Genomic DNA, 12,951 nt, shown 5'->3' on the forward strand with positions numbered 1-12,951 from the left:
GTACTATCAAATTGTATGAACCAAAGCTGAAACTGTTTTCGACCATCAACATGTCTATGGGCGAAGGTATCGCTCAGCTTTTATCTAGCCAGATCCTATTCAGCAACTATCAGCAGCAGCAAACACTCCTCACCCAAGCTGAGATAAAACTGCTACACGCTCAGGTGAACCCTCACTTTTTGTTCAATGCACTCAACACCATCAGCGCAGTAACACGACGTGACCCAGATAAGGCACGAGRGTTGATTCAACACCTATCTCACTTCTTTAGAAGTAACTTGAAGCAGAACATTAATACAGTGAAACTCAAAGACGAGTTAGCACACGTCAATGCGTATCTAACTATAGAAAAAGCACGCTTCACCGATAGGCTAGAAGTTGAGTGGGATATCGACTCACAGTTGTATGAATTAGAGCTTCCTAGCTTTACCTTGCAGCCTCTGGTTGAAAACGCGATTAAGCACGGGATTTCTAATATGCTAGAAGGCGGTACCGTGAGGGTTTATAGCGAACCTTATGAAGGAGACTATAGAATCACCGTCGAAGACAATGCTGGCAGCTATCAAAAGCCAGATAAAGATCATGTAGGCCTGGGGTTAGAGATCGTTAATAAAAGATTAGAAAGCTTCTTTGGACAAGAGTCAGCACTAAAAATAAAATCCGAACCACAGCAATTTACTCGTATGAGCTTTATTATTCCTTTAGGGAAGTCATAACAATGAAGCAGAGGCAATATATGGATAACCAGAGCATCAAGGTTGAGCTATGTTAAAGGCACTTGTTATAGATGATGAGCTATTTGCTCGTGAAGAGTTAATGGAGCTTTTGGCTGAAACAGGGGAAGTTGAAGTCATTGGTCAAGCAAGTAATGCGATCGAAGGGCTTAAGCAAATAAACCTGTTAAAACCCGACGTCGTATACCTGGATATTCAAATGCCACAAGTCACAGGTATTGAGTTGTTAAGTATGCTCAACCCCGATGACATGCCTTATGTTGTATTTGTTACCGCCTACGATCAATATGCGATCCAAGCATTTGAAGACAATGCATTTGACTACCTATTAAAACCTGTAGAACCTTGCCGCCTTCAAAAGAGTGTAAAACGGTTAGCTAGGTTAGTCAGAGAGTCAGCGAAGCCAAGTCAGAATATTGCAGCGATTGCTCCAGAGCGACTAGACCAAATTCCTTGTATTGGCCACAACCGGATTGTGATTATGGCTGCCGACACTGTTGAAAGTGCATACTCAGATATCAGTRGTGTTCACGTGCGTAGCGCATCATTAACAGCTACATCTCAAATGACACTTAAAACGTTAGAAGAGAAAACCTCCCTGCTCCGCTGCCATCGCCAATACTTAGTCAATATCCGCCTGATCAATGAGATAAAGCTATTAGAAAACGGACTGGCTGAGATAATCACTCAGTCAGGCTTTGAGATCCCGGTAAGCCGTCGTTACCTCAAGCCTCTCAAAGAGCAACTCGGATTTCAGTAGCCTCACTTAAACATGGATCAAAAAAGCCAACCTATATGGCTGGCCTTTCGCTTATCGAGTGACTTAATTGATTAATCGACTTGTTTAATTTGTAGCTCTTTTGGCACTTCGAAGAACATGTTTTCTTCACGACCTTGAATTTCTTCTATTTCATCTGCGCCAAGTTCACGGATGCGATCTAGAATTTGATTAACAAGCTCTTCAGGCGCAGAAGCACCGGCGGTTACACCAATTTTCTTTTTACCTTCAATCCAAGCAGCATCAATATCTTCAGGGCAATCTGTTAAATACCCTGGAGTGCCCAGCTTTTCAGCAAGCTCTTTGAGGCGAGTAGAGTTCGATGAGTTTTTAGAACCAACAACGATAACTACATCTACATCGTTTGCCATTTCACGTACTGCATCTTGACGGTTTTGCGTTGCATAGCAAATATCATCTTTACGAGGGCCTTGGATCTCAGGGAATACACGACGTAACTCTTCAATTACATCCGCCGTTTCATCGACCGACAGTGTTGTTTGGCTAACATAGTGTAAGTTACTTGGATCTTTAACTACTAACGCTTCTACGTCTTCTGGTTTCTCAACTAAATACATGCCGCCAGTATTACTCGCATACTGACCCATAGTACCTTCAACTTCAGGGTGACCCGCATGACCAATCAGAACCACTTCCATATGCTTTCGGCTCGCACGAGCAACTTCCATATGAACTTTTGTCACCAATGGGCAGGTCGCATCAAATACTGTTAAGTCTCGTTCTTTTGCTTCTTTGCGAACAGCTTGAGATACACCGTGAGCAGAGAAGATGACAATATTATCGTCAGGAACTTCATGCAACTCTTCAACGAAAATAGCACCACGTTGCTTCAACCCCTCAACGACAAAACGGTTGTGCACCACTTCATGACGAACATAAATCGGTGGCTGATACATTTCTAGCGCACGTTCAACAATACTGATCGCACGATCGACACCAGCACAAAAGCCCCGAGGGTTAGCTAACATTATTTTCATTTTATTGCTCAATTAATTTTCACTTTATTGCCAATCGCTTAAAGCGCTACAAAGTCATAACTACACAGTTCGCATTCAGCGAAGCCAAGTATTCTACAGTGAAGCGCTATTACAGTGAAGCTTTGGCGTAAACCGGATTCAAGCGGCGTTATTCAACAGCTAAAATATTTACATCAAAAGTTACATCTTGGCCTGCAAGAGGGTGGTTGAAATCAACCGTTACAGAGTCGCCTGCAATTTCAGTAATGATGCCCGGGATTTCCATACCGTCAGGGCCAGAAAATGCCATTATCGTGCCAACTTCTACTTCAGCATCACCAACAAATTTAGCACGATCCATATGGTGAATATGATCTGGGTTTGGCATACCAAAAGCATCTTCCGCTTTCAACTCGATAGACTTTTCCGTTCCGGCTTCCAGGCCAATTAAGCACTGCTCAAAGTTTTCACTCAGGCTACCATCACCCATAATAAATTTAGCCGGCTTACCCATACTTTCTGTACTGTCGGCAACTGAACCATCCTTCATTTTTATCGTAAAATGTAGGGTTACTGCTGAATCATTTTTAATTGCTGCCACGTTACTTTCCTTAGACTGGATAATTATTATTTTGCAGACGCAGAATAAACAAAAAGCGCTACCGGGATCAACCGACAGCGCTTAGGGCTATTCTAATATGTGAGTCATAAAGTGACTTCGAGACAATCTATAGGTGCGTCATAACCCTATTTGCTTTCATCTTTCTTACGAAAGCCATCTAAGATGATCATAGCTGCACCAATACAGATACCCATATCGGCTAAGTTGAATGCAGGCCAATGATATGTGCCCCAATAGAAATCTAAATAGTCGACAACAAAGCCATGTACTACTCGGTCAAAAACATTACCAACAGCACCGCCAATGATGATGGCATAAGCCACATTATTCCACTTTTCCGTTGCTGGCAGTTTACTCATCCAGTAGGTCAGCATTCCCGTCACACCAAATGCAATACCTGTGAACAGCCAACGTTGCCAACCACCTTGGTCACTCAAAAAGCTAAATGCAGCACCATAGTTATGAACATATAAGAAGTTAAAGAAAGGTAGAACCTCAATGCGGTTCGCCCAGCCATAACCCATATTGTCCATCACAAATAACTTAATACCGATATCTGCTAGAAAGACGACTAGAGCTAGCCATAACCAACGTACACCCGATTGTTTCAATGCTAATGATTGTTCGCTCATCTATGTTCCTAAAATTAAAAATTTCTTAAACAGTGCTTATCAAAGCAGACGTTCCTAAAACCTAAAAAATAACCCCAGTAGATACTGGGGCTATAAAAACTCAATAAAGTTCAATCGTTAACTATAAGATTAAGCGAATTTACGCGCTTCACCTTCACCAGCAACGTTTGTTACACAACGGCCACATACTTTCTCGTGACCTTCAATTGTGCCAACGTCTGGCGTGTGGTGCCAACAACGGTCACACTTCTCTGCTTCAATCGCAGCCACTTCAACGAATAGACCTTCAAAGTCTGTCGCTTGAGCTGTATCTGATTTTTCGCTTAGAGGTTTAACAACCGCCGCTGAAGTTAGAAGTACGAAACGTAGCTCATCTTCAAGCTTGTTGATCTTAGATGCTAGAGCGTCGTCTGCGTAAAGTGTCACTTCAGCTTGTAGAGAACCACCAATGGTTTTCTCTTTACGAGCATCTTCAAGAAGCTTGTTCACTGCGCCACGAACAGACTGGATTTCACCCCAGAATTCGTTACTTAGTTCTTCACCTTCTGCAAGACCGAATAGACCTTCGAACCACTCACCGGTGAATACGAATTTATCACGTTCACCTGGCATTTCATTCCAGATTTCATCTGCTGTGAATGACATGATTGGAGCCATCCAACGAACTAGTGCTTCTACAATGTAGTAAAGCGCAGTTTGGCAGCTACGTTGAGCGTGGCCGCCCTGCTTAGCTGTGTACTGACGGTCTTTAATTACGTCTAGGTAGAAAGAGCCCATTTCGATAGAACAGAACTGCATTAGACGCTGAGTTACACCATGCGTGTTGTACTCTTCGTATGCTTTAACAATTTCAGCTTGTGCAGCTTGTGCACGGCCTACTGCCCAGCGATCCAAAGCAACCATTTCTTCAGCTGGAACTAGATCAGTTTCAGGGTTGAAACCGTTCAAGTTAGCTAGGAAGAAACGAGCGGTGTTACGGATACGGCGGTATGCATCAGCAGAACGCTTAAGGATTTCATCAGAAACCGCAACTTCGTTCGTGTAGTCTGTAGAAGCAACCCATAGACGCAGGATATCTGCACCTAGCTTGTTGGTTACATCTTTAGGTGCAACAACGTTACCGATTGATTTAGACATCTTACGGCCGTTACCATCAACAACAAAACCGTGCGTTAGCACTTGCTTGTATGGTGCTTCATCTTTCATCGCGATAGATGAAATTAGAGAAGACTGGAACCAGCCACGGTGTTGGTCTGAACCTTCAAGGTAAAGATCAGCAGAGTTGCCGTTGTACTCTTCACGAGAATCAACAACCGAGTAGTGAGTTACGCCAGAATCGAACCATACATCTAGTGTATCAAGAACTTTCTCGTATTTGTCTGCATCTTCAGCGCCCATAAGGTCAGCTGCGTCTACATCCCACCAAGCTTGAATACCTTTCTCTTCAACTAGTTTTGCTACCTTTTCGATAAGCTCTAGTGAATTAGGGTGAAGCTCAGCTGTTTCTTTGTGAACGAATAGAGCAATTGGCACGCCCCATGTACGTTGACGAGAGATACACCACTCAGGGCGACCTTCAACCATACCTTCGATGCGGCTTTGACCCCACTCAGGCATCCACTCAACACTTTTAATTGACTCTAGTGCTTTTGCACGTAGGCCAGCTTGATCCATAGAGATGAACCACTGTGGTGTTGCACGGAAGATGATTGGAGTTTTGTGTCTCCAACAATGTGGGTAGCTGTGCTCGTAAGCGTGATGATGCAATAATGCACCCTTCTCTTTTAGGACTTCTAAAACAGAGTCGTTCGCTTTAAATACGTGTTGACCAGCAAATAGCTCAGTATCCGGTAGATAAACACCGTTTGAACCTACTGGGTTAGCGATTTCTAAGTCGTATTTTTTACCAACCACGAAATCCTCTTGACCGTGACCCGGTGCAGTATGAACAACACCAGTACCAGAATCAGTTGTTACGTGATCGCCAAGAACCGCAGGAACAGTAAAGTCATAGAACGGGTGGTTGAACTGAGAAAGCTCAAGATCAGCACCTTTCGCAAAACCTAAGTTGTGGAAGTGCTCGATACCCGCACGATCCATAACATCTTTCGCTAGTTCAGAAGCAACAAGGATACGTTGAGCAGGTTGCTCACCATTAGCTTCAACTTGGATCAATACGTATTCAAGATCGTCACGTACACATACTGCGCGGTTAGCTGGCAGTGTCCATGGCGTGGTAGTCCAGATAACGATAGAGATTTCGCCTTGGCCTGTATGACCTTCAGCAAATGTGAATTTCTCTAGAAGTGCTGCTTCATCTGCCGCTGTGAATTTCACATCGATAGACGGAGATACTTTATCTTTATATTCAACTTCCGCTTCAGCCAGTGCTGAACCACAGTCTGTACACCAGTGAACAGGTTTAAAACCTTTCAGTAGGTGACCGTTATCTGCAATTTTACCTAGTGCACGGATGATGTTTGCTTCTGTTCCGAAGTCCATAGTGCGGTAAGGTTTGTCCCACTCGCCCATGATACCAAGACGCTTAAAGCTTTCTTTTTGGCCTTCAACTTGACCAGCAGCGTACTTGCGACATTCTTCACGGAATTCAGATGCAGAAATTTTCTGACCTGGCTTACCTTTTTTCTTCTCAACCATTAGCTCGATTGGAAGGCCGTGACAGTCCCAACCTGGGATGTACGGTGCATCAAAGCCAGACAAAGTCTTAGATTTAATAATAATGTCTTTAAGAATCTTATTTAGCGCGTGACCAATATGGATATCACCATTCGCATAAGGAGGGCCATCGTGCAATACGAAAGATTTTTTACCTTTCTTTGCCTTACGGATTTCACCGTAAAGATCTTCTTTGTACCAACGTTTAAGCATTTCTGGCTCACGATTTGCCAGATTGCCGCGCATTGGAAACCCTGTTTCAGGTAAGTTCAGGGTATCTTTATAATCACTCATCGATTCTTAATTCCGTTATATTGGGCGAAGTTAGACATTATGTTAATCGGTGGAATCATCCGATTAATTCTTTAGCTGAAGCAGCCACACCCTTGCGGCTTCAGCATCCAATTCTATTTGATTTTTTAATGCGTCAAACGATTCAAACTTTATCTCGTCACGCAATTTGTGCAAAAGTATTACTTCTAACKGTTTACCATACAAATTGGCTTTAAAGTCAAAAAAATGCACTTCTAATTGTTGTCTTACACCACCGACTGTAGGGCGCTGACCAATATTAGCCACGCCACCAACGACACAACCATCCAAATTCAAAACTTGAACAACATAGACGCCTGACACAGGTGAAACACAACGTTTAAGGGGGATATTTGCTGTAGGAAAACCGATTGTTCTACCTAATTTACGACCATGAGAAACACGGCCGCTAATGCTGTAATCACGCCCTAGCATCTCTGCACTTAAATTCAATTCGTCTTTCGCTAATGCGTTACGAATTGCAGTACTGCTAACCCTTAACTTATTCAGACAAAAACTTTGAGTGCTAACCACTTCAAAACCATATTTTTTGCCTGCTTCTTGAAGCATTGCAAAGTTACCAGTACGACCTTTGCCAAAACAAAAGTCATCACCAACCACTAAAAACTTAATGCCTAGCTTTTTAACCAATAACTCTTCAATAAATGCTTCTGCCGTTAGGTTAGCGAAATGCTTATTGAAATTCACACACAACAAACGATTGATATCCAGTTTGCTGAGCTGAACAAATTTATCTCGTAAACGAGTTAAACGAGCCGGTGCTTTACCTTTCGCAAATAACTCCATCGGCTGAGGTTCAAATGTCATCACAACGGAGGGCAAACTTAATTGCTCTGCTTGTGCTGCCACTTGATTCAATACTTCTTGATGCCCTAAATGAACACCATCAAAGTTACCAATGGTTAATACACAGCCATGATGCTGCGCTTTTATATTGTGAATGCCTCGGATCAGTTCCATTGTTACCAGCTAAAATCTGTAATTTTCATCATTTATTGTGTGAAACCGACGGATTATATACTAATCAGTATTAATCTGTCGCTGCTTTTAAATCTTTTACTCGGACACCGAGAATAAGCACTGTGGCTATATAAGCAATAGCTCCCAAGCCTATTAACCCACTAAGCATTGCTGCTCGGTGAGCAAAACTCCACTGCAACCATTGTTGCATACTTTCTAGCTGCCAAAGGATCACTGCAACCATTGCACTGCCAGCGAGCAATAGTTTTACGCTGAACAATAATGTTGTTTTCGTTAAATGATAAACACCTGAGATATGTAAGCCTCTGTATAACAGAGCCATATTAACGAAAGCAGAAAGAGCAGTAGCAATAGCTAAACCAACATAACCATAGAAATATGCAAAGATTGCATTGAATACCATGTTAGTCACCATGGCGATAATGCCGTACTTCACTGGCGTTTTGGTATCTTGACGAGAATAGTAACCTGGAGCTAATACTTTAATCAGCATGAAATTTAACAAGCCAGATGCGTAAGCCACCAGAGACATAGAGGCTTGATTCACGTCATGAGCTGTAAACTCTCCACGCATAAACAGTACCATCAGCATTGGCTTAGCTAATACGATCAAACCAAGCATTGCTGGAATACCAAGTAATAGCACCATGCGGACCCCCCAATCCATCGTATTCGCAAACCCTTCACTGTGAGCATCAACATGCTTACGAGAGAGAGCCGGCAAAATCACAGTCGCAATGGCGATGCCAAACAAACCAAGTGGAAATTCGAGTAAGCGATCAGAGTAATAAAGCCAACTAATAGAGCCGGTAGCTAAAAAGCTCGCAATAAAGGTATCAAACAGCAAATTAATTTGGCTAACCGATACACCAAAAAGCGCAGGTATCATTAAAGTGCGGATCTTAACTACGCCAGGATCTTTCCATCCCCACTTAGGTTTAACCAATACGCCGGCTTTAATCAAAAAAGGCATTTGAAAAAGGAATTGAACTAACCCACCAAGAAAGACACCGATGGATAAGCCAATTTCAGGTTGATCTAAATTGGGAGCAAGAAACCAAGCACATCCAATAATCATCACGTTTAAGAATACGGGGGTAAATGATGAAACCGCAAATTTCCCCATGGTATTAAGGATTGCACCAGATAAGGCAACAAACGTAATAAACCATAAATATGGGAAAGTAATTTTAAGCATGAAGCTTGCGAGTTCAAACTTCGGAGCTGACGGTCCATCATTAAGCCAGTCGATAAACCAACCTGCACCAAACATTGCAGTAATGACACCGGAGCCTAGCACCCCAACAACCGTAACAATAGAAACCAAAACTCCAAGAGTACCTGACACCTTTGCTATCAAGTCTCGGGTTTTGTCTTTATCACCTGCGGCCTGATATTCCGTTAATACAGGTACAAAAGCTTGAGAAAACGCTCCTTCAGCAAAAAGCCGACGTAAAAAATTGGGAATTTTATTAGCAAAGAAGAAAACATCGGCACTGGCTCCTGCTCCCATTAAGTTAGCTACTACGACATCACGTACTAGCCCTAACACACGAGAAACAAAAGTCATTGCACTGACTATCATCCCTGACTTTAAGAGTCGCTTACTCACAAAAACCTCTGATGCTGGTTGAAGAGTTGCCATTTCAATCGTACGATCGTTCTTTGGCAATCATATTTATTAGCATTGGTCTAAAAATGCTGTTAGAATCCCCGCCATCTTAACCGTGATGACCTCTCCATTCCAAAGTTTGTTTGGTTTAGGTGGGTTTTTGCACAAATCATTTGACAATTAAGCGCTAATGAGGGATAGTCCTCGCCCTTAAATTGTCACCGAACTAAGTTTTTGGGAGTTAGACCCTTGGCAAACAGTAAATCTGCTAAGAAGCGCGCTATCCAAGCTGAGAAACGTCGCCAGCACAATGCTAGCCGTCGTTCTATGATGCGCACTTACATGAAAAAAACTATTGCAGCTATCGAAGCTGGCAATAAAGAAGCTGCAACTGCTGCTCTTGTAGAAGTTACACCACTTCTAGACCGTATGGCGACTAAAGGCCTTATTCATAAGAATAAAGCTGCTCGTCATAAGGCTCGTTTCACAGCTGCAATTAAAGCTCTTTAATAGCGCCGCGATTACAACGTGAAAGAAAAAAACCGGCTTCTGCCGGTTTTTTTATATCTAAAATTTGCCATTGACCAGTAATTGACCAGTAACTTCCCTATCTACCAGTCAATTAAATGATTTATTTGCAGTAAAGCCCGTGCAGCAACTCAATCATTGCCTTTACTTCATCACTACTTAATGTGTAGTAAACCGTTTGTGCTTCTTTGCGCGTTTCAACTAGCCCATCTCGACGTAGCCACGCTAAATGCTGCGATAAAGCTGACTGACTAAGCTCTAGCTTTCCACATAACTCCCCAACCGACAATTCAGTGTTATGCAATAAACATAGGATCTGCAAACGTCTTTCATTTGCCATCGCTTTTAATAACACTACTGCTTGAGCAGAATTTTGCTCCATTTCTTTTAAATTCATTTGATGGCCCCTGAATTACCACTATCCATCAAGTGCATCATATAGCAATACTCAATGGCTCTACTGACTAGCATTGTTTTTTCAGATGATAATCTGTTCTATCGTAAACGACAAAAGATATCATTCAAACAATTGGCTAAAGTCTGCGTCACACACGTTTTTCACCGCTGGGTGCTGAATCATCCTTTCAGCGAAGATGACATAATACTCTTCTTTCAACTCTTCAATATGACCGATGAGTTGTAGCGAAGTATCATCTGCGACTTCTGACATATATAAAGTCGGAGCTAAAAAGATCACATCATCATGGTAGCGAGCAAAAGCTTTCATTAAAGCAGCATCATCGAACTCGCCTAAAATATCGGGTTTGATTCCCTGGCGATCAAACCATTGTAGGACTTTCCGTCCCATAGATGTTCGGCTACCAGGAATGAGTAGCTTCCTTTCCTCCAATACGGCAGGAAAACTAACCCCCTCTACATTTCCAGAACAAAAGAAGCTCATACCACTTTCACCGAGCTTTTTGCTGAATAAGCCAGGGATCTTGCCTGAGTCCACAGGGCAATCTGACAAAATCATATCTAACTTATGTTGGGAAAGTTGTTCTAGAAGCATTTCATGGGTCGATTCAAAGCAACGAAGGTGGATACTATTGTCTGCCGGGACAGTCGACCTCAGTATCTTACTTACTAAACGTTTAGATAAAGCATCGGCGACACCGACATCAAATAAAATATTCGAGTGTTGGCTGTAATTAACGATATCAAGCATTTCATAGCTTAAACCAAACATACGATCAGCATACTTGAAGACTAGCTGACCAAGCTCCGTTGGCTCAACACTGCGCCCATTACGTTTCGTTAGCTTGCCATCCATTCGTTCTTCAAGCGCTTTAATCTGTCMGGTTACAGTTTGAGGAGTCAGAAATAAAGCATCTGCCGCTTTTGTTACAGAGCCTTGTTTACAGACCATCCAGAAGTAATACAGATGGTTATAGTTTAAGTGAGACATGGTGATCTTAACGTTAGTGTTTGAACCCTATTTATAGCAAATATGTCACACAGCCTCAAAGACTTCGGTAAAAACGATAAGTAATCATAAAAACCTCGAAAATTACGAAGTCTAATCTTTCGCACTGTCACATTAGGAAAAATAAATTCGAAAAAAATTAAATTATTTTTCTTATCAACAAAAAACACACCACATTTAAATCATTAAAAAACAAAAACTTAAGGTAGCATTATTTACTAGTGAGATAAGTTACCACCAATTAATTACAAAATAACCCCACCTACATAGAAGTGTAATATTACTGAAATATTTCCCCTCTAACATCACGCTCAGATTAAACATACAGACTAAACACAGACTGACACAGTCAACGGAGAAAACATTATGAACCAAGCTACTACTGCAGCAGCGCCAATTTCGAGCACTACTCGCTGGCTACGCTGGGCTAACTTGGCATTCATGCTTTACCTACTATTACTTGCAGTTTCAATGGTTGGTACAGGCTTTAAATGGGCAACAGGCGAACAAGCAAAGGTTCTTTTCGAATTTGCTTCTCACCCAGTTGCAGGCTTAATGATTGGTTTAGTTGCAACGGCTCTGATTCAATCATCAAGTACAGTTACTTCTATTATCGTTGGTCTAGTGGCTGGTGGTTTACCTGTTGAACTTGCTATCCCTATGATTATGGGTGCAAACATTGGTACAACAGTAACCAACACCTTGGTTAGCTTAGGTCATGTTCGTTGTAACAATGAATTCAAGCGTGCATTTGCAAGTGCAACTATTCATGATTTCTTCAACTTATTAGCAGTAGCAATTTTCCTACCTCTAGAAATGGCATTTGGTATTCTAGAAAAGATTTCTCACTGGTTAGTATCTCCAATGCTAGCGACTGGCGACATGAGCATGAAGGGCTTAAACTTCATCAAGCCAATCACTAAGCCTGTTGTAAGCGCAATCAAAGAGCCTCTATCAACATTTGGTGACACAGTTGGCGGCATCATGCTTATCGTTTTAGGTATCGCAACTATCTTTGTGGCTATTACTGTTATGGGTAAGCTAATGAAGAGCCTAATGGTTGGTCGTGCTCGTGAAATCCTAAAAAATGCAATCGGTCGTGGCCCGCTACACGGTATCGCTTCTGGTTCTATTGTTACTGTTCTTGTTCAGTCTTCTTCTACGACAACAAGCTTAATGGTTCCACTAGTAGGTTCAGGCGTTCTTAAAGTTCGTGATGTTTACCCATTCACTCTAGGTGCGAACATCGGTACGTGTATTACTGCTCTACTTGCTGCTACAGCAGTATCTGGTGAGTTCGCAGTATTCGCATTACAAATTGCTCTTGTACACCTAGTGTTCAACATTATGGCAACTGTGTTTATCTTTGGTATCCCGTTCTTACGTGAGCTACCAGTTAAAGCCGCTGACATTATTTCTGACATGGCAGTGAAGAACAAAGCTGTTGTTGCCGGTTACCTAATTGCAGTATTCGTTGTACTGCCAGGCACAATCTTGTCTCTGACTGCTTAATAGTTATATAGCTTAACCGCTAAAAAACATCGCTTATAGTAAAGCCCGTAACTTAAGTTACGGGCTTTTTCTTTTTAATTAATGGAGACAATCATAAGAAAGCTTATGGATAAAGTGCTCCTATCTGTTCCATCAAACTT

12 protein-coding genes are annotated in these 12,951 nt (G+C 42.1%); 4 read left to right on the forward strand and 8 right to left on the reverse strand.

The window, feature by feature from the left end; translation table 11 throughout:
- Positions 1 to 716: sensor histidine kinase (locus tag L4C33_RS02365; protein ID WP_428810868.1), on the forward strand; the 716-nt coding region annotated here is incomplete at its 5' end.
- Positions 717 to 765: 49 nt separating this feature from the next.
- Positions 766 to 1,494: a two-component system response regulator BtsR gene (gene btsR / locus L4C33_RS02370; protein WP_428810869.1), complete on the forward strand. Its 729-nt coding sequence runs from the start codon at positions 766 to 768 to the stop codon at positions 1,492 to 1,494.
- Positions 1,495 to 1,565: 71 nt separating this feature from the next.
- Here btsR and ispH read toward each other — a convergent pair whose 3' ends face one another.
- The 6 genes from ispH to murJ all read right to left on the reverse strand — a co-directional run bounded on the left by ispH (position 1,566) and on the right by murJ (position 9,345).
- The gene (ispH, locus tag L4C33_RS02375; protein ID WP_428810870.1) at positions 1,566 to 2,522 is read right to left on the reverse strand and encodes a 4-hydroxy-3-methylbut-2-enyl diphosphate reductase; all 957 of its coding nucleotides are present in this window, start codon (positions 2,520 to 2,522) and stop codon (positions 1,566 to 1,568) included.
- 136 nt (positions 2,523 to 2,658) lie between these two features.
- The gene (gene fkpB / locus L4C33_RS02380; protein ID WP_428810871.1) at positions 2,659 to 3,090 is read right to left on the reverse strand and encodes an FKBP-type peptidyl-prolyl cis-trans isomerase; all 432 of its coding nucleotides are present in this window, start codon (positions 3,088 to 3,090) and stop codon (positions 2,659 to 2,661) included.
- Between the two features lie 146 nt (positions 3,091 to 3,236).
- Complete coding sequence (gene lspA / locus L4C33_RS02385) at positions 3,237 to 3,743, reverse strand: signal peptidase II (protein ID WP_428810872.1); 507 nt, start codon at positions 3,741 to 3,743, stop codon at positions 3,237 to 3,239.
- Between the two features lie 129 nt (positions 3,744 to 3,872).
- Positions 3,873 to 6,713 carry an isoleucine--tRNA ligase gene (ileS, locus tag L4C33_RS02390; protein WP_428810873.1) on the reverse strand — a complete coding sequence of 947 codons (2,841 nt, stop codon included), beginning with the start codon at positions 6,711 to 6,713 and terminating at the stop codon, positions 3,873 to 3,875.
- 63 nt (positions 6,714 to 6,776) lie between these two features.
- A complete protein-coding gene (gene ribF / locus L4C33_RS02395) occupies positions 6,777 to 7,712 on the reverse strand; it encodes a bifunctional riboflavin kinase/FAD synthetase (protein ID WP_428810874.1) in 936 nt (311 codons plus the stop codon).
- 70 nt (positions 7,713 to 7,782) lie between these two features.
- A complete protein-coding gene (gene murJ / locus L4C33_RS02400; RefSeq protein WP_428810917.1) occupies positions 7,783 to 9,345 on the reverse strand; it encodes a murein biosynthesis integral membrane protein MurJ in 1,563 nt (520 codons plus the stop codon).
- 249 nt (positions 9,346 to 9,594) lie between these two features.
- Between murJ and rpsT the strand changes: the two genes are divergently transcribed.
- Complete coding sequence (rpsT, locus tag L4C33_RS02405; protein WP_017035465.1) at positions 9,595 to 9,855, forward strand: 30S ribosomal protein S20; 261 nt, start codon at positions 9,595 to 9,597, stop codon at positions 9,853 to 9,855.
- 121 nt (positions 9,856 to 9,976) lie between these two features.
- Here rpsT and L4C33_RS02410 read toward each other — a convergent pair whose 3' ends face one another.
- Together L4C33_RS02410 and nhaR are read right to left on the reverse strand one after the other, a co-directional pair.
- Positions 9,977 to 10,270, reverse strand: coding sequence for an ArsR/SmtB family transcription factor (locus L4C33_RS02410; protein ID WP_137358295.1), 294 nt, complete (start codon positions 10,268 to 10,270; stop codon positions 9,977 to 9,979).
- 120 nt (positions 10,271 to 10,390) lie between these two features.
- On the reverse strand, positions 10,391 to 11,281 hold the full coding sequence (gene nhaR, locus L4C33_RS02415; RefSeq protein WP_428810875.1) for a transcriptional activator NhaR: 891 nt from the start codon (positions 11,279 to 11,281) through the stop codon (positions 10,391 to 10,393).
- 384 nt (positions 11,282 to 11,665) lie between these two features.
- On the opposite strand from nhaR, the gene L4C33_RS02420 reads away from it, so the two are divergent.
- Entirely contained in the window at positions 11,666 to 12,811 is a 1,146-nt protein-coding gene (locus tag L4C33_RS02420; protein ID WP_428810876.1) for a Na/Pi symporter, read from the forward strand.
- Positions 12,812 to 12,951 lie beyond the last annotated feature (140 nt).

Source organism: Vibrio makurazakiensis (assembly GCF_050337375.1).
In the GTDB taxonomy this organism is placed as follows: domain Bacteria; phylum Pseudomonadota; class Gammaproteobacteria; order Enterobacterales; family Vibrionaceae; genus Vibrio; species Vibrio makurazakiensis.